This is a genomic window from Pseudomonas sp. QS1027 (assembly GCF_002814235.1).
Lineage (GTDB): Bacteria > Pseudomonadota > Gammaproteobacteria > Pseudomonadales > Pseudomonadaceae > Aquipseudomonas.
On sequence record NZ_PHSU01000007.1, the window covers coordinates 14,266 to 34,867 of the forward strand.

The 20,602-nt window shown below is 59.3% G+C and carries 20 protein-coding genes; 12 read left to right on the forward strand and 8 right to left on the reverse strand.

Going from position 1 to position 20,602, the window contains the following annotated elements:
• The first annotated feature begins 9 nt into the window (after positions 1-9).
• From CWE01_RS06965 to CWE01_RS06980, 4 genes are all read left to right on the forward strand, one after another.
• Positions 10-4,455 carry an RHS repeat-associated core domain-containing protein gene (locus CWE01_RS06965; RefSeq protein ID WP_256579325.1) on the forward strand — a complete coding sequence of 1,482 codons (4,446 nt, stop codon included), beginning with the start codon at positions 10-12 and terminating at the stop codon, positions 4,453-4,455.
• Positions 4,456-4,457: 2 nt separating this feature from the next.
• Positions 4,458-4,919 carry a hypothetical protein gene (locus tag CWE01_RS06970; protein WP_100939802.1) on the forward strand — a complete coding sequence of 154 codons (462 nt, stop codon included), beginning with the start codon at positions 4,458-4,460 and terminating at the stop codon, positions 4,917-4,919.
• Positions 4,888-5,388, forward strand: coding sequence for an immunity 22 family protein (locus CWE01_RS06975; protein WP_256579326.1), 501 nt, complete (start codon positions 4,888-4,890; stop codon positions 5,386-5,388). Before CWE01_RS06970 ends, CWE01_RS06975 begins: the two co-directional genes overlap by 32 nt.
• 113 nt (positions 5,389-5,501) lie before the next feature.
• Positions 5,502-5,840 carry an Imm43 family immunity protein gene (locus CWE01_RS06980; protein ID WP_256579327.1) on the forward strand — a complete coding sequence of 113 codons (339 nt, stop codon included), beginning with the start codon at positions 5,502-5,504 and terminating at the stop codon, positions 5,838-5,840.
• On the opposite strand, the gene CWE01_RS33270 is transcribed toward CWE01_RS06980, so the two are convergent.
• Both CWE01_RS33270 and CWE01_RS06985 read right to left on the reverse strand, forming a co-directional pair.
• Positions 5,808-6,317: a hypothetical protein gene (locus CWE01_RS33270; protein ID WP_157815191.1), complete on the reverse strand. Its 510-nt coding sequence runs from the start codon at positions 6,315-6,317 to the stop codon at positions 5,808-5,810. The genes CWE01_RS06980 and CWE01_RS33270 overlap by 33 nt on opposite strands.
• Positions 6,310-6,783 (reverse strand): Panacea domain-containing protein, encoded by a 474-nt coding sequence (locus CWE01_RS06985; RefSeq protein ID WP_100939803.1) that lies wholly within the window; start codon positions 6,781-6,783, stop codon positions 6,310-6,312. Before CWE01_RS06985 ends, CWE01_RS33270 begins: the two co-directional genes overlap by 8 nt.
• A 509-nt stretch (positions 6,784-7,292) precedes the next feature.
• Between CWE01_RS06985 and CWE01_RS06990 the strand changes: the two genes are divergently transcribed.
• Positions 7,293-7,715 (forward strand): hypothetical protein, encoded by a 423-nt coding sequence (locus CWE01_RS06990; protein WP_100939804.1) that lies wholly within the window; start codon positions 7,293-7,295, stop codon positions 7,713-7,715.
• A gap of 104 nt (positions 7,716-7,819) precedes the next feature.
• Here CWE01_RS06990 and CWE01_RS06995 read toward each other — a convergent pair whose 3' ends face one another.
• Both CWE01_RS06995 and CWE01_RS07000 read right to left on the reverse strand, forming a co-directional pair.
• Positions 7,820-8,293: a type II toxin-antitoxin system HigA family antitoxin gene (locus tag CWE01_RS06995; protein WP_100939805.1), complete on the reverse strand. Its 474-nt coding sequence runs from the start codon at positions 8,291-8,293 to the stop codon at positions 7,820-7,822.
• A 55-nt stretch (positions 8,294-8,348) separates the two neighbouring features.
• Positions 8,349-8,702, reverse strand: coding sequence for a type II toxin-antitoxin system HigB family toxin (locus CWE01_RS07000; RefSeq protein WP_100939806.1), 354 nt, complete (start codon positions 8,700-8,702; stop codon positions 8,349-8,351).
• 240 nt (positions 8,703-8,942) lie between these two features.
• On the opposite strand from CWE01_RS07000, the gene CWE01_RS07005 reads away from it, so the two are divergent.
• The 3 genes from CWE01_RS07005 (at position 8,943) to CWE01_RS07015 (ending at position 14,221) form a co-directional block, all read left to right on the forward strand.
• Positions 8,943-9,281: a hypothetical protein gene (locus CWE01_RS07005; protein WP_256145624.1), complete on the forward strand. Its 339-nt coding sequence runs from the start codon at positions 8,943-8,945 to the stop codon at positions 9,279-9,281.
• A 261-nt stretch (positions 9,282-9,542) separates the two neighbouring features.
• Positions 9,543-13,964 carry an RHS repeat-associated core domain-containing protein gene (locus CWE01_RS07010; protein WP_256579328.1) on the forward strand — a complete coding sequence of 1,474 codons (4,422 nt, stop codon included), beginning with the start codon at positions 9,543-9,545 and terminating at the stop codon, positions 13,962-13,964.
• The gene (locus tag CWE01_RS07015; protein ID WP_218274278.1) at positions 13,964-14,221 is read left to right on the forward strand and encodes a hypothetical protein; all 258 of its coding nucleotides are present in this window, start codon (positions 13,964-13,966) and stop codon (positions 14,219-14,221) included. Before CWE01_RS07010 ends, CWE01_RS07015 begins: the two co-directional genes overlap by 1 nt.
• A 92-nt stretch (positions 14,222-14,313) precedes the next feature.
• Here CWE01_RS07015 and CWE01_RS07020 read toward each other — a convergent pair whose 3' ends face one another.
• The 3 genes from CWE01_RS07020 to CWE01_RS07030 all read right to left on the reverse strand — a co-directional run bounded on the left by CWE01_RS07020 (position 14,314) and on the right by CWE01_RS07030 (position 16,136).
• Positions 14,314-14,589, reverse strand: a complete 276-nt coding sequence (locus CWE01_RS07020; protein ID WP_100939808.1) for an HU family DNA-binding protein — start codon at positions 14,587-14,589, stop codon at positions 14,314-14,316.
• 188 nt (positions 14,590-14,777) lie between these two features.
• The gene (locus tag CWE01_RS07025; protein WP_100939809.1) at positions 14,778-15,926 is read right to left on the reverse strand and encodes an NAD(P)/FAD-dependent oxidoreductase; all 1,149 of its coding nucleotides are present in this window, start codon (positions 15,924-15,926) and stop codon (positions 14,778-14,780) included.
• A 42-nt stretch (positions 15,927-15,968) separates the two neighbouring features.
• A complete protein-coding gene (locus CWE01_RS07030; RefSeq protein WP_100939810.1) occupies positions 15,969-16,136 on the reverse strand; it encodes a rubredoxin in 168 nt (55 codons plus the stop codon).
• Positions 16,137-16,339: 203 nt separating this feature from the next.
• Here CWE01_RS07030 and CWE01_RS07035 point away from each other — a divergent pair, with 203 nt between their 5' ends.
• A complete protein-coding gene (locus tag CWE01_RS07035; protein ID WP_100939811.1) occupies positions 16,340-16,903 on the forward strand; it encodes a chorismate lyase in 564 nt (187 codons plus the stop codon).
• Complete coding sequence (ubiA, locus tag CWE01_RS07040) at positions 16,903-17,793, forward strand: 4-hydroxybenzoate octaprenyltransferase (protein ID WP_100939812.1); 891 nt, start codon at positions 16,903-16,905, stop codon at positions 17,791-17,793. Before CWE01_RS07035 ends, ubiA begins: the two co-directional genes overlap by 1 nt.
• Positions 17,794-17,932: 139 nt before the next feature.
• On the opposite strand, the gene CWE01_RS07045 is transcribed toward ubiA, so the two are convergent.
• Positions 17,933-18,310, reverse strand: coding sequence for a hypothetical protein (locus tag CWE01_RS07045; RefSeq protein ID WP_100939813.1), 378 nt, complete (start codon positions 18,308-18,310; stop codon positions 17,933-17,935).
• A gap of 154 nt (positions 18,311-18,464) precedes the next feature.
• On the opposite strand from CWE01_RS07045, the gene phoB reads away from it, so the two are divergent.
• Both phoB and phoR read left to right on the forward strand, forming a co-directional pair.
• Complete coding sequence (gene phoB / locus CWE01_RS07050) at positions 18,465-19,154, forward strand: phosphate regulon transcriptional regulator PhoB (RefSeq protein ID WP_003176964.1); 690 nt, start codon at positions 18,465-18,467, stop codon at positions 19,152-19,154.
• A 106-nt stretch (positions 19,155-19,260) separates the two neighbouring features.
• Positions 19,261-20,583: a phosphate regulon sensor histidine kinase PhoR gene (phoR, locus tag CWE01_RS07055; protein WP_100939814.1), complete on the forward strand. Its 1,323-nt coding sequence runs from the start codon at positions 19,261-19,263 to the stop codon at positions 20,581-20,583.
• The last annotated feature ends 19 nt before the right edge of the window (positions 20,584-20,602 follow it).

Sequence of the window (20,602 nt, forward strand, 5' to 3'; positions counted from 1 at the left end):
AAGCCGTGCATGTCTGACGCACTGTGGGCCGCCCGGCTGGGCGATGGACTGTCCCATACCTCGATGATGGCCGATATCCTCGGCGGCGTGCTGGAGGTGGCGGCCAACGTCGCCATCGGCGCGCTGGCGACAGCTGCGGTAGTTGCCGCGACCGGGATCACGGTGGCAACCGGCGGGCTTGGGGCCTGTGTGCTCGGCGCGGTGGTCGGGGTCATTGTCGGCGTGGCGATGAGCAAGACCGGTGCCGACAAGGGCCTGAGCAAGATGTGCGAGGACATCGGCAACGGCCTCTTTCCGCCCACGGTGCAGGCGACGATTCTCAGCGGTTCCACCGACACCCTGATCAACTCGATTCCAGCCGCCCGCGCCGCCGGTGCGGTGCCGTCCCATGTCGCTCCGGCGGGGACGCCCGAGAGCGAAGACGCCGCTCCCGCCGAGGGTGACAAGGCCGAGGAACCGGGCTTCCTCGATATGGCCAAGGGCTTTTTCTCGCAGATGTGGCGGCCCACGGTGGCGACTCCGGCCCCCGGCGCGGTGCCCAAGCCGCTGGACCTGGTGACCTGCATGAAGCATCCGCCGATGCCGCCGCAGTTTCTTGCCGAAGGTTCGGAAAAGGTCAGCATCAACGGGCAACCCGCCGTGCGCAGTGGCGATCGCAGCACCTGCGAGGCCACCGTGGTTTCGGCTGGGCTGATCTCGCCCAATGTCACCATCGGTGGCGGTTCGGTGGTGGTGCGCGAGATTCGCAGCGGCAAGACACCCGGCGTCGGATTGGCGATTACCGCGCTGATGATGCTCAAGGGCAGCAAAGGCAAGTTCCTCAGCAATCTGCCGTGCATGTTGCTGGCCGGGGTCAATTCCTTCGTTACCAGCCAGGCCATCGGTGCGCTGACCAACGCTATCGCGGGTTCGCCGAATCCGGTGCATGCCGCGACGGGCGCCAAGGTGCTGGGCAGCGAGGACGAGCTGGACTTTGTCCTGCCCGGCATCCTGCCCATCGACTGGCAGCGTTTCTACAACAGTCGTGATGAACGTCGCGACACATTGCTCGGTACAGGCTGGAGCCTGCCCTATGAAGTCGGCGTGCGTATCGAGGTGCATCCCGAAGGCGGCGAGCGGCTGATCTATACCGATGAACAGGCGCGACGTATCGATATGGGCTCGATCCCGTTGGGCGGCGCGGTGTTCAGTCCGGGGGATGGTCTGGCGGTGCGGCGCAACGGTAACGGGCAACTGCTGATCGAGAGCGATGATGGTTTGTATCGCCTGTTCGAACCGACCCTGACCGATCCTTCGACCTTGCGCCTGAGCCAGTTGGGTGACCGCAACGACAACCGAATCTATCTCGACTACGACGAGTCGGGGCGGCTGGTTCGGCTGCGCGATACCTTCGATCTTGTGCAGGTTGAATTGATCTACAGCGCCCAATGGCCCCGGCGTGTCGGTCAGGTCGAGCGCCTATACCCCGATCAACAGCGCGAAGTGCTGGTCAGCTACGACTACGACAGCAGCGGCGACCTGGCCGAAGTGCGTGACCCTCCAGGCCAAGTGCAACGGCGCTTTGCCTACGATAACGGGCGACGGATGGTCGAGCATCAGTTGCCCACCGGGCTGCGCTGTTTCTATCAGTGGGCGCAAGTCGAGAACCTTGAGTGGCGAGTGACTCGGCACTGGACCGATGACGGCGACGAGTATGTATTCGACTACGACCTGAGCAACGGCATCACCCGTGTTACTGACGGCTTGAAGCGTGGGAGTACCCGTCGCTGGAATCCGCAGCACCAGATCACCGAATACACCGACAACCTCGGCCACACCTGGCAATTCGAGTGGAACGACGAGCGCCAGCTGCTCGGCGCCACCGATCCCCAGGGCGGGCGGCATCAGTTCAGCTACGACGAAGCGGGCAATCTCAGCGCCAGCGTCGATCCGCTGGGGCGCAGCGAGTCGACCTTGTGGTTGGAGCACTGGTCGTTGCCGCTGGTGGAGACCGACGCGACGGGCAACAGTTGGCAATACCGCTATGACCCACGCGGCAACTGCACTCACGAAACCGATCCGCTGGGGCAAGTCACCCAATACCGTTTCGATGCCCAGGGCCAGGTGGTCGAGATCATCGACGCCACGGGTAAAAGCAAAACCTTGCAGTGGAACGACCTGGGGCAGTTGATTCGCCATGTGGACTGCTCGGGAACCCCGACCACCTTCAGTTACGATCGGCGTGGTCACCTGCAAACAGTCACCGATGCCCTCGGCGAACGCGTGACCTACCAGCACGATGCCCAGGGTCATCTGTTGCAGAGCCAGTTGCCGGATGGTCGTGTCGAACAGTACCTGCGCGACAGTAGCGGCCAACTTACCGGCTATGTCGATCCGGCCGGGCACAGCACGGGTTATCAATACGACCGGCGCGGCCAGGTGCGCCAACGCATCGACGCCCATGGCCGGCAGGTGCAGTTCAGCTATGACACCTATGGGCGTTTGCAGGCGCTGACCAACGAAAATGGCGAGAGTTATCGCTTTGCCTGGGATGCCGGCGACCGCCTGACCGAACAACGCGATCTCGACGGCAGCGCTCGCTGTTATGCCTATGACGTGCTGGATAACGCGATTCGTGTGGAATACGTTCCGGCACCGTTTGGCACTGGACTGGCGCTGGTACCGACGCAGCCTGTGGCGCCTATCGTTCATCAGTTGGAACGTGATGCGGTGGGTCGGCTGATCACCAAGCTCACCGACGATGGGCGTACCGAGTACGACTACAACCCGCTGGACCAACTCACCGCCATCACCTTTACCGACAACGACGCTAACGAACAAAAGCTTGGCTTCGCCTATGACGCCCTGGGCCAGTTGCTGGAAGAACAGAGCTCGGCGGGCAGCCTGCAGCATCACTACGATGAGTTGGGCAATCTGATCCAGACGCAGTTGCCGGATGGGCGTTGGCTGAATCGGCTGTATTACGGCAGCGGCCATCTGCACCAGATCAATCTGGACGGCCGGGTTATCAGCGATTTCGAGCGTGATCGCCTGCACCGCGAGGTGTTGCGCACTCAGGGCCAGCTCAGCACACGTAGTGAGTACGACCGGGTTGGACGCCTACGTTCACGCTTGCGTCGCCCTTCCAGTCAACCGTCGGCACTGCCGGCCCCCGCGCAGAAGCATTTCGACTACGACCCCAGCGACAATCTGATCGGCCGCCTTGACCGCCAGCCACGGGGCGACCAACGCCAGCTGCTGCATTACGACGCGACGGGCCGGATCATCGCCAGCCAGGACAGCGTGCAGGGCCAAAGCGAAACCTTCGCCTACGATGCCGCTGCAAACCTGTTGGACGGCCCATCAGCAAGCGCTGGGCTGGTGGTGCACAACAAGCTGCTGACCTATCAGGACAAGCGTTATCGCTACGATGGGTTTGGGCGGATGATCGAGAAGCGCAGCGGTAGTCATCGGGTGCAGCGCTTTGCTTATGACGCCGAACACCGGCTGATCGAGGTGCGCAACCAGGACGGTGCGCGGGAAACCGTTGTGCGCATGACCTACGATCCGCTGGGGCGGCGTACCGGCAAGACCGAGCACGACAACCACGGCTATCCGCTGGGCGAAACGCACTTTACCTGGGATGGCCTGCGCTTGTTGCAGGAACACCGCAATAGCCAGACCAGCCTGTATCTGTATGCCAACGACGGTTATGAACCGCTGGCCCGGGTCGATGGCAATGGCGCATTGCAGAAGGTCCGTTACTACCACAACGACCTCAATGGCCTGCCCGAGCAACTGACCGAAGCGGATGGCGCGACAGTGTGGCAAGCCCGGTATCGGGTCTGGGGCAACACCCTTGAGGAGATACGCGAGCCATATTACATCGAGGAACAGAACCTGCGATTCCAGGGTCAGTACCTGGACCGGGAGACGGGGCTGCACTACAACACGTTCCGGTTCTATGATCCGGATGTGGGGCGGTTTACGACGCCGGATCCGATTGGGCTCGCTGGCGGGATCAATTTATATGCCTATGCGCCGAACCCCACAGGCTATGCTGACCCCTTAGGTCTAAGCTGCGGCTCGCCAAAAGGCTTTGCCAGAAAAAATACGATCACCAAAAGATGGGTTGGAAAGCTGTCGGGGAAAAAACCTGCTGACGTCGATGGATATCTAACAGCCCGAGGCTGGACAAAAACCTACCCACAGGCAGGCCGCCCCGACGCCATTCAACACGTTCAATATTCCCGCACCACAAAATCCGGCGCCACCTATAAGCTCGACTACCATCCAGGCGGTAGCTCAACCCAACCTAATATCCATGGAAACGATTACTGGAAAGTGTATAAAGTCAATAAATCCGGAGAAGATGTCGTGTTCGGCAGGATTGGGCACGGTAACTTCCAGAATTACGACTTGATCAAAGATTCCCCAGTGTATGTGAATGGCAATTTAATGAATGGCGGACTTTAAAAGTGATCGATTTCACCGCAGACATAAAATCCATGTGCTCCATAGCAAACATCGCACTGGAAGAAAACATTTCCACCTATATTGACGAATTGTATGCAAGTCATAAAATCGAGATAAAAAAATACAATCTGCCGAACGGTGAAGTGAGATCAGCCTATGTAGTGGACGACATTGTTACAGTGGTTACCCTTCCTGATGGCAAAATATTCTCAATTGGTTGCAACCGTCATTATCAAGGACTCTACAAAGGAATACTTTCCACTGGCATGTCGTTTGCCCAAGTACAGAAGCTTACAAAACGCCAACGAATTTTCAATGGAGCCATTATTCTTGATGATGACTTTGGGGTTTCCTACACACTACCTTCCCCCTATGACGAGATAGCCGATAGCGTTGCTGATATACCTCAAGAGTTAATGCTTGAAGAGATATATGTCTCTGATTTTTCATCTTGGCTTGGGTGAGTCCGCAGAAGCAAAGGCCCTCGCATCAATGATGCGTTATCGTTGTAAAACGCATAGATACTTAAGCATGCTGAATGACAACAATGTTCATGTCTGGATCGGAAGCAACTTCGCTCCAGAAACTGAGTACACGGACTACTTCAAACTGGACTATTCCGTTGAAGGTGACTTTGACGATCCCAGCTATAAGCTCTGCGGGTTTTGTAAAGACATCGGTACGCTTTGGTATGACGAAGACTTCATAGGCATCATACCGCGCTGCGACAATGAAGTTTCGCTGGATGAAATTCTCGTCGAGGCCGCCGTTGATCAAGACGAACTACCTCTAGTAAAAAAGGGCTGTGAAGCGCTGGGCATTAAAAACGCCAATGCAATATTTTGGTATCAGGATGCAGATCTGCTTATCAAACAACCCATTAAAGACCACTACAACGGCCTGAAATACATCGGTTTATTCAAAGGCGACTGAATTGATTCACCATGCAATGCGCGGATCAGAAGGGAGCCGGATCTCCCCCTTTTACCGAGAGGCTGCCAGGAAGGCCTTTGAGGTAGCGATTCGGTCACCTTCAAGAGACTTTCATGTTCTACACCCTTGCATTCAAGAAAGACAAAAACTGTCCCACCTTCATCGATGGCGTCATTCATGAGTCGTTCAGCCCTGGCGCCTATGACGACTCGATGGACGCCGACTGGCACGACGCCGGCCCCGACGAAACACTCGCTCCCCTCCCGGAAAAGCTGGTGCTGATTACCAAGGAAAAGCGCTATGACTTTGATTTCTGCACAGCCTTTGAAGGGCATATTGTCAGTGAGCGTTTCCTGAAGGTCTTCCAAAACCTCAAGACCTCTCGATGGGAAGTCGCAGAACTGGAGATCGTCAATCATTCATCCTGGAAATACTTTGTGCTCCCTGTCTAATAAGACCATAAAAAATGCCGATTGCGATTGAAACCCATGAACGCGCATTTTTTGACTGACACGCAGCTCTATCAAGCTGATCTCAGGAGAAAGACCGGCCAAGACCTTTTTCACATGAGGACCACCTGCTTTCATGTCCTCAGCCTTATAGGGCGTATAACCCAACCCCGCTTTATTCCGTCCCTTGCCTCCACTCCTGTATACGCTGTCCCACGTATGCCTACCTAGTGTTGCCAGGAAATTCGAAAATTGACCAAGCTCATCTTTTGTCCAAGCGGAGAAACACTCCCAATCCTTTTGGAAATACTTTAAAACCACGTACGGATTTTTATTTAATGGTCCCTCACGCGCACCATCTTTCTTAAACGCGGGAAGGTCATATATTTTCCGTTCCAACGCAGTAGTAGCGGCAATTTCCTCTTTCTCAATCGTTCTTACTTCCTCATTAACTTTACTCTTTGGCAACTTGCTAGCCATCGATTTCCGCCGCATACTTCGTTTTGAAAAACTCGCAAATTTCAAATTTTGGCATAATGACTTCGCAACGCTCCTCTGGGCTCAAACCACCTCGAGCTTTAACCCATGGCGCATCTTTATGAGTCATGTCCTCAAGTGTTTTTGCAGGCAGGTCAGCGTAAGCCTCAAAAACCTGAATCAATATGTCTTCGGCCTCAGCGCAAACGGCTGGAATTTTTTCATCTTCGGGAGCCGGCAGCGGGCTCCACCCATACTTCTTAAGCTCCTGAAACACCTCAGGAACAACTGGCCCATGAGCCCAAGCCTGAATCTGTTCAGGGAAAAGCTCTTTACCAATCAGCGTCTGAGTCCAGGCTTCCGCATAATAAAGTAGCTTCTGAACTTTCAAATGCGTAATAAGATCGCCTGACTCAGCACACTTCGCTATAAACCAATTCGCTATATCCAGAGCTTTATGAAACGCCATAATCACCCCCTCCTATTTATTGCTGCATATTCTCACCCACCCCATAATGAGTCAATCCACCGAATTTCATGAGAGTCTTTTCTATTTTTTGCTCTACATTCCCAGAGCGCTTATCCTACAAACCTCAGAGCTATTTCCTCAATGGATCACAAATAACCGCTACGCCACACTGGACAGGCGCTGGATCGTGATAACTCACGTCACAGCAATGAGTACCGCTCGCTATGCAAATCTCATCACATACTCACTTTGCGAATAAAGAAATAGGAGTCTGCGGTACAGACTTACCAATCCGACACCATGCTCGCCCCATCCGCCGCCAACAGATGAAACATCCCACAAAAAATCCTCGTATTTCCCACGCACCTCAGCGCATGAAGGATATCGCCTGCACCACCAGTGATAAGCTACCGTTTGTTTGTCGCTGAAAATTCAGCGATACGGGGTTCGCAGCCCGGTTGTGAATAGGCACACAGCGTCGCAAAAGCGGCTGTTTAAGGAGCCTAACAATGACAAATAACATTACCCCCAATCTGCCTCTCACTCGCCAAGCACCTAGCACGGTCGAAAAAGCGGTATACCTGCGTAAAATCTCTGACGTCCCTTCCAGCGAGGCTGAGTCGGGTCCGGCAAATACGCCAGGATTACTCAGTGCCCTCGCCGTCACTTCCTCCAAACCCGTCATCCCTGAAGATCCCTGCAAGCCCACGCTGTTTTCCATCCAACCAGGCATCAACGCCCAGGATGCGCTGACCTACGTGTCGCGACTGCTCGAAACGGCTGAACTCAATGGCGACGAAATCAGCCTGCATACCAACCCCGTCGAACGGGCGCTGTTCTGGGGCATGCTGCATTCGGTGGAAGTCGCTCGGGCGGTGGTGGATGCGTTGCTGGAAGGTTCGTCCTCACCTAATCCTGCATCGCCTTCATAAATTTCCCAGGCGGTAAGCAGAGCCTTATCCGCACCCTCTGAAAATCCCGGTAACGATCAGCCTGTCGTTTTTCGGCGCGTTATCGGGATAACGCATCGCTCAAACTAAACAACACCCTGCATAAAAAATTCAGCAGGGACCTTAAAAAAATCGGAAAACTTTTTTACCTGTGCAACGGTCATCTTTCTTTTATCGTTCAAAATCTCAGAAATCGCACTTTGAGTTGCAATGGCAGAAAGATCCTTTTGCTTAATCCCTCTTTCATCCATCAGAAATGCCAATGCTTGCGACTGAGAAGAATAAGGGATCAGAACCGTTTCGTTCTCATATTCATACACACGATCAGCCACCAACTCCGCAAAGCGCGCAGCCGCATGATCCTCACTGTCCGCATGTGAGTAAAGCTCATCAATCAACGCCATTCGATCTTTAAGATCGCTGTCATCCTTGATTTTCTCACGGCATGCGGATAGCAACCGAGCCAAGGTCGCTACTTGATCGTTCAGACCTTCAAGCATGGGGGAAATATTGGCTATGAAAATATCAAAGTCTGTTGGACCGACCTTATTACGTTTCATTTCGTCACCTGCTATTGCATTTTGCAAGACTGTAGAAACCCGTCCTGAATCTTGTTTACTTAACTTCACTCTGCCACCACTTGTCATAGCTGGCATGCGGCAAAATATCTTTTATGAAAATGCTGCCATTTTTCGTATTAATCCAAGAAATAATTCGACACTCATTCTTCTTGATATCAAAGATATAGATATCCAAGGGGCCCTTTTTACTGCTGACCTTGAGCTTGGAATGAGGAATTCGGTCGACATTCCACCCTGATACAGTTGCCCAGACCTCTCGAAATTGCTCAAAGGACTCGTAGCGCAAGCCTGGCCGATCAAATGTCGTGAGCCAAAGACTCAAAGGGACTCGCCACTGGCTGTAAGTGTTCATCGCTTGTGTCACCGCTGCTTTTGCTATCACTCGCATGGTTGTTGACCTTCAGCATAGGCGAAAATATCTCAAATCCAGATATTTGTCAAAGTTCAAGCCCTCATCCTAAGTGATCGAAACCCCGTGCGGCCCCAACGGAAAAACAATGAAACGCTCTGGTGCAGAGTGCTACTACCAGACCAGTCGTCGCTCACCCGCCCCGTCAAAAGCACCATCCCCAGCGTGGTCTATCCTTGAGTCGTCACTAGAGCCGGACCTCGACACAGGAGACAGCGAATGGATGCACGAGAAAGAGCGTTGATGCGGGCCAGCGTGGCCTTGGGGTTGCTGATCAGCACCCTGAAGAAGCACGATCTGGAAGCCCCCCTTTCCCTGGACGATCCACATTTCAAGGAGCTGATCACTCACCTGCGGGACAACTTGCTGGAGGCGCAGGCAGACGAGAGCGTTTCCAGTGTCATGGTCTCGATCAACAAGGCCTTCACCGATGGCGTGCGGCTCAATGCCCGTAGCGTGGGGAGCTTGTTGACGGCGCTGAAGAAGGTCGATGGGCTGCTTATCGAGGCCGGCGAGAGGCACGCTCCGTTGCCGCTGCTTCAGGTGAACGCGGGCTGAAATAAATACAGCCCCCCTGTAGCGGCCGGCTTGCTGGCGATGGCGGTCGGACAGACGATGCAAGGCTTGCTGGCCTCTTCGCGGGCAAGCCCTGCTCCTACAAGAGGCGCGGTGTTCTTGGAGGCCTGCGCCCGCTATTTGCTCGACAACTGTGATCCACCCCCACAATCGCAGTAGGAATAATTTCCCGCCAACATCAGATCATTCATACTCAGCCCCGCTCTTGACCTGATGATGGACCACTTGTCTTGCTGACCTTCCATGTCTGACCCGCTCTGGGCTGCCCGCCTGGGTGACGCGTTGTCCCATACCTCGATGATGGCCGATATTCTTGGCGGTGTACTCGAGGTCGCGGCCAACGTCGCCATCGGCGCACTGGCCACCGCCGCCGTGGTTGCCGCCACCGGGATCACCGTCGCTACCGGCGGCCTCGGGGCCTGTGTGCTGGGCGCTGTGGTCGGGGTGATCGTCGGCGTGGCGATGAGCAAGACCGGCGCCGACAAGGGCCTGAGCAAGATGTGCGAGGGCATAGGCAACAGCCTCTTTCCGCCCACGGTGCAGGCCACCATCCTCACCGGTTCCACCGACACCCTGATCAACTCGATTCCCGCCGCCCGCGCGGCCGGCGCGGTGCCGTCCCATGTCGAAGCGGCCGGTACGCCAGACAGTGAGGAACCCGCCCCGGAAGCCAGCTACCTGGATATCGCCAAGGGCTTCTTTGCCCAGATGTGGCGACCCACGGTAGCAACGCCCGCCCCCGGTGCCGTGCCCAAGCCGCTGGACCTGGTGACCTGCATGAAGCATCCGCCGATGCCGCCGCAGTTTCTCGCTGAAGGGTCGGAAAAGGTCAGCATCAACGGCCAGCCCGCCGTGCGCAGTGGTGACCGCAGCACCTGTGACGCCACCGTCGTTTCGTCAGGGCTGATCTCACCCAACGTCACCATCGGCGGCGGCTCGGTGGTGGTACGCGAAATCCGTAGTGGCAAGACTCCGGGCGTCGGCCTGGCAATCACCGCGCTGATGATGCTCAAGGGCAGCAAGGGCAAATTTCTCAGTAACCTGCCGTGCATGCTGCTGGCCGGGGTCAATTCCTTCGTCACCAGCCAGGCCATCGGCGCGCTGACCAATGCCATCGTCGGGTCGCCCAATCCGGTGCACGCAGCCACCGGCGCCAAGGTACTCGGCGGCCAGGACGAGCTGGACTTTGTCCTGCCCGGTCTCCTGCCCATCGGCTGGCAACGCTTCTACAACAGCCGCGACGAGCGTCGCAACGGTCTGTTCGGTGCCGGTTGGAGCGTGCCCTATGAAGTCAGCGTACGGATCGAACCGCACCCCGAAGGCGGCGAACGGCTGATCTACACCGACGAACAGGCCCGGCGTATCGACATGGGCTCGATAGCCCTGGGCAGCGCGGTATTCAGTGCCGGAGAAGGTTTGAGCGTCCGCCGGCATGGCAATGGTCAGTTATTGATCGAAAGCGACGACGGCCTTTATCGCCTCTTCGAAGCCCTGCCCGGCGAGCCCACTCACTTGCGCCTGACGCAACTGGGCGACCGCAACGACAACCGGATCTATCTCGACTATGACGTCTCCGGTCGGCTGGTGCGCCTGCGCGACACCTTCGATCTCGTACAGGTCCAACTGATCTATAGCGACATATGGCCGAACCGGGTCAGCCATATCGAGCGCCTCCATCCGGATCGCCCGAACGAGCTGCTGGTCAGCTACACCTACGACTCGAGCGGTGACCTGGCGCAAGTACTGGACGCCACCGGCCATGCACAACGACGCTTCGCCTACGACGACGGTCAGCGACTGGTAGAGCATCAACTGTCCGTCGGCCTGCGTTGCTTCTATCAGTGGGCACAGGTCGACGGTCGCGAATGGCGGGTGGTGCGGCACTGGACCGACGAAGGCGATGAATATGCCTTCGACTACGACCTGGATGCCGGGACCACCCGCATCACCGACAACCTCAAGCGCACCAGCACCCGCAACTGGAACCCGCAACACCAGATCACCGAATACACCGACAACCTCGGCCAGACCTGGCAGTTCCAGTGGAACGACGAACGCCAGTTGCTCGGCGCCACCGATCCCCAGGGCGGCCAGTACCAGTTCAGCTACGACGAGTCTGGCAACCTCAGCGCCACCGCAGACCCGCTGGGCCGTAGCGAGTCGACCCTGTGGCTGGACCACTGGGCCTTGCCACTGGTGGAAACCGACGCGGCCGGCAACAGCTGGCAATTCCGCTACGACAGCCGCGGCAACTGCATCCAGGAAACCAATCCGCTGGGGCACGTCACCCGGTATCGCGTCGATGCCCAGGGCCAGACCGTCGAGATCATCGACGCCAGCGGCAAAAGCAAGACACTACGCTGGAGTCCCCTCGGCCAACTGCTCGAACATATCGACTGCTCCGGCTACCCGACACGCCTGGGTTACGACGAGCGCGGCCTGTTGCGCACGATCACCGATGCCCTGGGCGAACGTACCCAGTACGACTACGACCCCCAGGGCCGGCTGCTGAACAGCCACTTGCCCGACGGTCGCACGCACCAATACCAACGCAATGCCGACGGCCAGTTGATCGGCTACACCGACCCGGCCGGACAGACCGTCGCCTACCACTACGACCGTCGCGGTCAGGTACGCCAGCGCATCGATGCCAGCGGTCGGCAGGTGCAGTTCAGCTACGACGCCTATGGACGCTTGCAGGCACTGACCAATGAGAATGGCGAAAGCTATCGCTTCGCCTGGGATGCCGGCGACCGCCTGGTGGAACAGCAGGACCTGGACGGCAGCGCTCGCCGTTACACCTACAACGCCCGGAACGACGTCACTCGCGTCGACGCTCTGCCCGCACCTTACGGCAGCGGTCTGGCGGCGGTCCCCGCAACACCGGTCACACCGATTGTCCATCACCTTGAGCGCGATGCCGTCGGGCGCCTGACAGCGAAGATCACCGACGACGGCCGCACCGAATACGGCTACGACGCGCTGGACCAACTGACAGCGGTCACTTTTACCGACAACGACGGCAATGCACAGACACTGGGTTTCGCCTACGACGCCCTTGGTCAGTTACTGGAAGAGCAAGGCGCGGCGGGCAGCCTCCAGCATCACTACGACGAACTGGGAAATCTGATCCAGACACAGTTGCCGGATGGCCGCTGGCTCAATCGGCTGTATTACGGCAGCGGCCACCTGCACCAGATCAATCTGGACGGCCGGGTCGTCAGCGACTTCGAGCGCGACCGCCTGCACCGCGAGGTGCTGCGCACCCAAGGGCAACTCGGCACCCGTAGCGAATACGACCGCGCCGGACGCCTGCGTTCGCGCCTGCGTCGCCCGGTCGGCCAACCCTCGGCGCTGCCCGCGCCGACGCAACAACATTTCGACTACGACCCCGCCGATCACCTGGTCGGCCGCCTCGACCAGCAGCCGGGCAGCCCCCATCGACAGTTGATGCACCACGATGCCAGCGGTCGTATCGTCGCCAGCCAGGACAGCGTCCAGGGCCAGAACGAGACCTTCGCCTACGACGCCGCCGCCAACCTGCTGGACGGCCCCCAGGGTGGCCGGGTGCTGCACAACAAGCTGCTGACCTACCAGGACAAGCGCTACCGTTACGACGCCTTCGGCCGGATGATCGAGAAGCGCAGCGGCAGTCATCGGGTCCAGCGTTTTGCCTACGATGCCGAACACCGTCTGATCGAAGTGCGCAACCAGGACGGCGCGCGGGAAACGGTCGTGCGCATGAGCTACGACCCGCTGGGCCGGCGCATCGCCAAGGGCGAGCACGACAGCCACGGCTATCCCCTGGGCGAAACCCGTTTCACCTGGGACGGTTTGCGCCTGCTGCAGGAGCACCGACACAGCCTGAGCAGCCTGTACCTCTACGCCGACGACGGTCACGAGCCGCTGGCCCGGGTCGACGGCAGCGGCGCGTTGCAGAAAATCCGCTATTACCACAACGACCAGAGCGGCTTGCCGGAACAACTGACGGAAAGCGACGGCCATGTGGTCTGGCGGGCCCGCTACCGGATCTGGGGCAATACCGTCAGCGAAACCCGCGAGCCCTATTACCTGGAAGAGCAGAACCTGCGTTTCCAGGGGCAATACCTGGACCGGGAAACCGGGCTGCACTACAACACTTTCCGCTTCTATGACCCGGATATCGGCCGCTTTACCACCCCCGACCCAATCGGCCTGGCCGGTGGCATCAACCTGTACGCCTATGCGCCGAACCCACTGACCTGGGCCGATCCGCTGGGACTGAGCAAATGCAGTGGTGGGGCCGCCAAGGGACCGCCGGGGCCGACACTGCCGAAGAACATCGCCGAGACCTTCACCGGTGGCACGTACAAAAACCGCAAACTCGCCAACAACGAGACGTACTACAAGTACCATGGCGTCGATAACCGGACCGGGCGCAAATTCGCCTGGCTCACCAACCAGAAATACACATCGGAAGACCAACTGCGCGCCGACCTCGCGATCCGTCATGACTGGGGCGTCAAGATCACCCGGGTCTCGGAATTCAACGTGCCCAAGGGCACCTGGATCAGCGAAGGGCCGGCGGCGCCGCAAGGTGCCGGCTACCCGGGTGGTGGCTATCAGGGCGTGGTCTCGAACCTGCCCCGCGCGTGGGTCGTCAATACCTTAGGAGTCCCCTGGTAATGCCGTTGAACGCTTTATTGACCGCCTTGGACACACTGATCGCGCAGTTGCAGAAGAGCCGCAACGAGTCCGCGCCGTTTTTCATCGACAAGGCCGCTGAACTCAGAGCCGCCGGAGACATTCGCGAAGCCCTGGAAAGGCTCTCGACCTGCCGGGCCATGGCGCAATACGGCAATTTCTCCTACATCGAGGAGAGCCAGTTGGAAGTAGTGGTCGATGCCGCCGCCGCTTGCCTGGCAGCCCTGCCGAAACCCTGAATCGCGGGCATGAAAAATGGGCACCCGATCCAATCGGCGTGCCCATTTTTTCTACAGCACTCCCGTTGCTCCGAGAGTCGTGTACCTGATGCTTACGGGTTGACGCTGTCTTTGAGAAACTTGCCCGGTTTGAACGCGACGGTATTGCTGGCCTTGATTTTCACCGGCTCGCCCGTTTGCGGGTTCTTGCCGGTACGGGCACCGCGATGACGCTGCAGAAAGGTGCCGAAACCTACCAGGGTGACGCTGTCTTTGCGGTGCAGCGCGCCGGTGATTTCTTCGAGGACGGCGTTGAGCACGCGGCTGGCCTGTTCTTTCGTGAGGTCCGCTTTTTCAGCAATTGCAGCGGCGAGTTCTGGTTTACGCATAATGAAGCCTCTTTGACGGTTTTTTGTTGTTATGTCCGTGCTGTTCTTCCGGAACAGCGCCCAAGGCGCCGCAGGCTCTACTCTGCGGCAGACGGGAGTGAGGATGGCACGAGGCAAGGCACCGCGCCAGTCTCGTTACGACCTTTGTAGAGGCAAAAACAGGGTGTTTACGACAGAAGGACCGGTATTTACGCCAGCAGCGGCGGAAGTTCCTTGTTCAGGGCCAGTTTTTCCATCACCGCCGCACCGGTCAGGGCATAACCCAGCAGCCGACCGCCGGTGTCGCGGCACAAGGCCTTGATGTCGGCGCCCTGCCCTTCGACCGCCCAGACGCCTTCACTACCCCGGGGCGGCGGCGACACCACCAGCGGGCACACCGGCGTCTTCACGGTGATCGGCATCGCGCCGTAGCTCACCGCCGTGGCGTTGCCGGCCAGGGTCTGGGCCAGCGCCCGGGCACAGCTCATCAGCGGCATGACGTACAGCAGGTTCAAGCCATCGACCTCGGCGCAGTCGCCCAGGGCATAGATATTGGCGTGGGAGGTTTTCAGGTGACGGTCGACCACCACCCCACGATTGACCTGCAAGCCGGCCGCCGCCGCCAGGTCGATGCGCGGGCGCAGGCCGATGGCCGAGACCACCACGTCGCAGACCACGGTGGCGCCGTCTGACAGGTGCGCCTCCAGATGATCGCCGCTGCGTTGCAGGCGGGTCAGCACCGGGCCCAGGTGGAAGCGCGCACCGAGGCTTTCCAGGCCGGCTTGCACAGCAGCGGCCGCCGCCGGGTGCAGCAGCGTCGGCATGACCTGCTCGCACGGCGCGACCAGTTCCACCTGGTAACCGCCGAGGATCAGGTCATTGGCGAACTCACAGCCGATCAGCCCGGCGCCCAGCAGCAGCACGCGCTGCTTACCCGCTGCCGCCGCGCGGAAGCGCGCGTAGTCTTCCAGGTCGTTGATCGGGAAAATCGCCTCGGGGGCATCGCCTTCCACCGGCACCCGCACGGTTTCCGCGCCCCAGGCCAGGATCAGGTCACGGTAGCTCACCGCTTCCTCGCCGATCCACAGGCGCTTGTGGCCCGGGTCGATGCCGCTGATACGGGTGTGGGTGCGGATCTCGGCCTTGAGTTGCTCGGCCATGGCGCCGGGCTCGGCCATGCTCAGGCCGTCGGCGTCCTTGTTCTTGCCGAAGCCGGTGGAGAGCATGGGCTTTGAGTAGGAACGCCCGTCATCGGCGGTGATCAGCAGCAGTGGGGTTTCGCTGTCGAGCTTGCGAAACTCCCGGGCCAGGTTGTAACCGGCAAGCCCGGTACCGACGATCACGACAGGTGCGCTCATTCCTTTCTCCAAATCCATAGATTGTGTTTAAAAATTGATCAATCAGCCGATTTCGATCATTTCGAAATCTGTTTTGCCGACGCCACAGTCCGGGCACAGCCAGTCGCCGGGGACATCTTCCCAGCGGGTCCCGGGGAGGATGCCATCATCCGGCCAACCGTCTTTTTCGTCGTAGATCAGCCCGCAGACCACACATTGCCACTTCTTCATCTCGTTACTTCCTCGGTTCCCAGGCGTTTGACGGCACGGACAGTCGATAGGTGCAGCGTTGCCGTCCGGCTCAGGGCGTTTTGTACTGATCGAAGCCCGCCGATGCAAGCACGATCGACAGTGCTGATAAACCGGGCGCTCTAAACGGCCGGACCGCCTGTGATAAGCTCGGCGCCTCACTGGCTGCCAATCAACTGCCCATCGTGCCGCACAAAGCCCCCGTTCCAGCGTCTCCCGCCTGGCTCACGCAGAGCCGGCTGACCACCCCGCCAGACGCACACACCCTCGACTGGTTATTTGACGAAGGGTCTCTTACCCGTCGCCTTACCGCACTTTCCGATAATGCTTTCAGTGTCACGCCACTGTTCGAAGGCTGGCAACCGCTGCGCGACGACGAGTGCGCCGCACTGGAGTTGCCCGGTGAAAGCCTGGGTTGGGTGCGCGAGGTGTATTTGCGCGGTCACGGCCAGCCCTGGGTGTTCGCCCGCAGCGTCGCGGCGCAGAGTGCCTTGCGCGAAGGCGGCCTGAATATGGATGAATTGGGCAGCCGTTCACTGGGTGAACTGCTGTTCTGCGATCAGGCGTTCGAGCGCCAGGCCATCGAGGTCTGCCATTACCCGGCGCCCTGGCTGCCACTGGAGCACCGCGCCGATAACCTCTGGGGCCGCCGTTCACGCTTCAATCGCGGGCCGCTGAGCCTGCTGGTGGCGGAGACTTTCCTGCCGAGCCTGTGGCAAGCCGTCAGTGCCTGTAGGGAGAACTGCTGATGTACCTGAACCTGCTCAAATCCCTGAATCGCTTGCACCCACGGGCCTGGGACTTTATCCAGCTGACCCGCATGGACAAGCCCATCGGCATTTACCTGCTGTTGTGGCCGACCCTGAGTGCCCTGTGGATCGCGGCCAAGGGTGTACCGTCGCTGGGCAACCTGCTGATCTTCACCCTCGGCGTGGTCCTGACCCGCGCCGGCGGCTGCGCCATCAATGACTTCGCCGACCGCAAGGTCGACGGCCACGTCAAACGTACCGAACAACGGCCCCTGGCGGCCGGGCGGATCAGCGGCAAGGAAGCCCTGGCGGTGTTCGCGCTGCTGATGGGGATCAGTTTCCTGCTGGTGCTGTGCACCAACGCGACCACGGTGTGGCTATCGTTCGGTGCCCTGGCGGTAGCGGCCTGCTATCCGTTCATGAAGCGCTACACCTATTACCCGCAGGTGGTGCTGGGCGCGGCGTATTCCTGGGGCATCCTGATGGCCTTCACCGCCGAGACCGGCAGCCTGCCCGCCGCGGCCTGGTTGCTGTATATCGCCAACCTGCTGTGGACGGTGGCGTTCGACACCTACTACGCCATGACCGACCGTGAGGACGACCTGAAGATCGGCGTGAAATCCACCGCCATTCTGTTCGGCGAGGCCGATCGGGTGATTATCCTGACCTTGCAGGGCCTGATGCTCGGCTGCCTGCTGCTGGCCGGAGCGCGGTTCGAGTTGGGGGGCTGGTTCCATGTCGGGCTTTTGGCCGCGGCGCTGTGTTTTGTCTGGGAATCCTGGGTCACTCGGGGCAAGGACCCGCAGCTCTGCTTCAAGATGTTCCTGCACAACCACTGGGCGGGGTTGGCGATTTTCCTGGGAGTGGTGCTGGACTACGCGACGCGCTGATCAACCCTGCTCGCCAGCCAGGCACCCGTTCCAGAGGACACAACGGAACCTGTAGGAGCCTGGCTTGCCAGCGAAGCTTTTAGCGGTCTCAAGGGCCTCTTCGCGGGCAAGCCCTGCTCCTACAAGGTATTGCGGTGAATCAGTGCTTGGCCACGTGCCACATGCCGCCTTTGCCATCACCCATCATATCTCCAGGCTTGGCGTCCATCTTGAAGGTGTACATCGGCTTGCCGTCATGCGCCCACTGCATCATGCCGTCGTCGCGCTTGATCACCGTCCACTTGCCCTCCGGCTTGGCATCCGCCGGAGCCATCATCGGCGGCCAGTTCTCGGCGCACTTGTCGGCGCACATGGATTTACCACCCTTGTCCTTATCAAAGGTGTACAACGTCATGCCTTTGCTATCGACCATCATGCCGTCTTTCATCATGGCTGGCTCAGCCGCGAAAGCCAGGACCGGCAGCGTTAGCGCCGCCGTTACCATCAAGGCTTTCAACGAAAACGAAGAGTAAGTCATAAGAACCTTCCTTTTGTGGTTGTAGGTTTCGAACCCCCAGCGTAGCCCATGAATGTGACCATTGCGGCGTGCAGAAAAAAGCTGTCACATGTCTGCAATAATTTCGTTATCTAATGCGGCGCAAGACAGTTAAATGACAAGAGGGTGAAGGGATATGGTTGGCAGGAGCATTCTGATCGTCGACGACGAAGCGCCCATCCGCGAGATGATCGCCGTGGCGTTGGAAATGGCCGGCTATGACTGCCTGGAAGCCGAAAACTCCCAGCAGGCCCACGCGATCATCGTCGATCGCAAACCCGACCTGATCCTGCTTGACTGGATGCTCCCCGGCACCTCGGGCATCGAGCTGGCCCGGCGCCTCAAGCGCGACGAGCTGACCGGCGACATCCCGATCATCATGCTCACCGCCAAGGGCGAAGAGGACAACAAGATCCAGGGTCTTGAAGTCGGCGCCGATGACTACATCACCAAGCCGTTCTCCCCACGGGAACTGGTGGCCCGCCTCAAGGCCGTGCTGCGCCGTGCCGGTCCGACCGACGGCGAAGCCCCCATCGAAGTCGGCGGCCTGCTGCTCGATCCCATCAGCCACCGGGTGACCATCGACGGCAAACCGGCGGAAATGGGGCCTACCGAATACCGCCTGTTGCAGTTCTTCATGACCCACCAGGAGCGCGCCTACACCCGTGGCCAGTTGCTGGACCAGGTCTGGGGCGGCAATGTCTATGTCGAGGAGCGCACCGTCGACGTGCATATCCGCCGCCTGCGCAAAGCCCTGGGCGATGCCTACGAGAATCTGGTACAAACCGTGCGCGGCACCGGCTATCGTTTCTCGACCAAGGGTTGAGAACAGCTGCAAACAACCCGCAATACATCGGTAACCGAGCCGCTTCACACTGGCAGCGTTGAAGCGTGTCGCTCGAATGGCTTCGCCTCCAAGGACGCATGTTGAAGTGAATCAAAACTGGCATGGCACCCTGATCCGCCATCTGTTGTTGCTGGTGACCGGCTGCCTGGCGGCTGGCCTGGCCAGCGGCTATTACGGTTGGAGCCTGGCCGTGGGCCTTGGGCTTTACCTGGGCTGGACCCTCAAGCAACTGCTGCGCCTGCATCAATGGCTGCGCCAGCACAAACCCGAAGAGTCACCGCCGGACGGCTACGGCCTGTGGGGCGATGTATTCGACAGCATCTATCACCTGCAACGCCGCGACCAGCGCGTGCGCGGGCGCCTGCAAGCGGTGATCGACCGTGTCCAGGAGTCCACCGCCGCCCTCAAGGACGCGGTGATCATGCTCGACAGCGACGGCAACCTGGAATGGTGGAACCGCGCGGCGGAAACCCTGCTGGGCCTCAAGACTCCCCAGGACAGCGGCCAGCCGGTGACCAACCTGGTGCGCCATCCGCGCTTCAAGGAATACTTCGAGCAGGAAAGTTACGCCGAGCCGCTGGAAATCCCCTCGCCGACCAATGACCGGCTGCGTATCCAGCTCTATATCACCCGCTACGGCAACAACGAGCACCTGATGCTGGTGCGCGACGTGACCCGCATCCATCAGCTGGAACAGATGCGCAAGGACTTCGTCGCCAACGTCTCCCATGAGCTGCGCACGCCGCTGACGGTGATCTCCGGCTACCTGGAAACCCTGCTCGACAACGTCGAAGAGGTGAACCCGCGCTGGGTCCGCGCCCTGCAGCAGATGCAGCAGCAAGGCAGCCGCATGCAGACCCTGCTCAACGACCTGCTGCTGCTGGCCAAGCTGGAAGCCACCGACTACCCGTCGGACAACCAGCCGGTACGCATCGACACGCTGTTGCAGTCGATCAAGAACGACGCCCAGGCCCTGTCCGGGCAACGCAACCAGACCATCACCCTGGAAGCCGACGGCGCCATCCGCCTCAAGGGCAGCGAGGCGGAATTGCGCAGCGCCTTCTCCAACCTGGTGTTCAATGCCGTCAAATACACCCCGGCCGAAGGCAATATCCGCATTCGCTGGTGGGGCGACGAGCACGGCGCGCACCTGAGCGTGCAGGACTCGGGCATCGGCATCGACAACAAGCACCTGCCGCGCCTCACCGAACGCTTCTACCGGGTCGACTCCAGCCGCAACTCCAACACCGGTGGCACCGGCCTGGGCCTGGCGATCGTCAAACACGTGTTGTTACGACATCGCGCGCGCCTGGAAATCAGCAGCGTATTGGGCCATGGCAGCACCTTCACCTGCCATTTCGCCCCGGTCCAGGTGACACGCAACAGCACCCACAACCTGCCCGCCTGAGGCCTTGCCGGGACACCGG

Excerpts from the sequence above, each read along its gene's own strand:
- CWE01_RS06965 (WP_256579325.1), top strand. The coding sequence starts at position 10 with ATGTCTGACGCACTGTGGGCCGCCCGGCTGGGCGATGGACTGTCCCAT.
- CWE01_RS06975 (WP_256579326.1), top strand. The coding sequence starts at position 4,888 with ATGTCTCTGATTTTTCATCTTGGCTTGGGTGAGTCCGCAGAAGCAAAG.
- CWE01_RS06980 (WP_256579327.1), top strand. The coding sequence starts at position 5,502 with ATGTTCTACACCCTTGCATTCAAGAAAGACAAAAACTGTCCCACCTTC.
- CWE01_RS33270 (WP_157815191.1), bottom strand. The coding sequence starts at position 6,317 with ATGGCTAGCAAGTTGCCAAAGAGTAAAGTTAATGAGGAAGTAAGAACG.
- CWE01_RS06985 (WP_100939803.1), bottom strand. The coding sequence starts at position 6,783 with ATGGCGTTTCATAAAGCTCTGGATATAGCGAATTGGTTTATAGCGAAG.
- CWE01_RS06990 (WP_100939804.1), top strand. The coding sequence starts at position 7,293 with ATGACAAATAACATTACCCCCAATCTGCCTCTCACTCGCCAAGCACCT.
- CWE01_RS06995 (WP_100939805.1), bottom strand. The coding sequence starts at position 8,293 with ATGAAACGTAATAAGGTCGGTCCAACAGACTTTGATATTTTCATAGCC.
- CWE01_RS07000 (WP_100939806.1), bottom strand. The coding sequence starts at position 8,702 with ATGCGAGTGATAGCAAAAGCAGCGGTGACACAAGCGATGAACACTTAC.
- CWE01_RS07005 (WP_256145624.1), top strand. The coding sequence starts at position 8,943 with ATGGATGCACGAGAAAGAGCGTTGATGCGGGCCAGCGTGGCCTTGGGG.
- CWE01_RS07010 (WP_256579328.1), top strand. The coding sequence starts at position 9,543 with ATGTCTGACCCGCTCTGGGCTGCCCGCCTGGGTGACGCGTTGTCCCAT.
- CWE01_RS07015 (WP_218274278.1), top strand. The coding sequence starts at position 13,964 with ATGCCGTTGAACGCTTTATTGACCGCCTTGGACACACTGATCGCGCAG.
- CWE01_RS07020 (WP_100939808.1), bottom strand. The coding sequence starts at position 14,589 with ATGCGTAAACCAGAACTCGCCGCTGCAATTGCTGAAAAAGCGGACCTC.
- CWE01_RS07025 (WP_100939809.1), bottom strand. The coding sequence starts at position 15,926 with ATGAGCGCACCTGTCGTGATCGTCGGTACCGGGCTTGCCGGTTACAAC.
- CWE01_RS07030 (WP_100939810.1), bottom strand. The coding sequence starts at position 16,136 with ATGAAGAAGTGGCAATGTGTGGTCTGCGGGCTGATCTACGACGAAAAA.
- ubiA (WP_100939812.1), top strand. The coding sequence starts at position 16,903 with ATGTACCTGAACCTGCTCAAATCCCTGAATCGCTTGCACCCACGGGCC.
- CWE01_RS07045 (WP_100939813.1), bottom strand. The coding sequence starts at position 18,310 with ATGACTTACTCTTCGTTTTCGTTGAAAGCCTTGATGGTAACGGCGGCG.
- phoB (WP_003176964.1), top strand. The coding sequence starts at position 18,465 with ATGGTTGGCAGGAGCATTCTGATCGTCGACGACGAAGCGCCCATCCGC.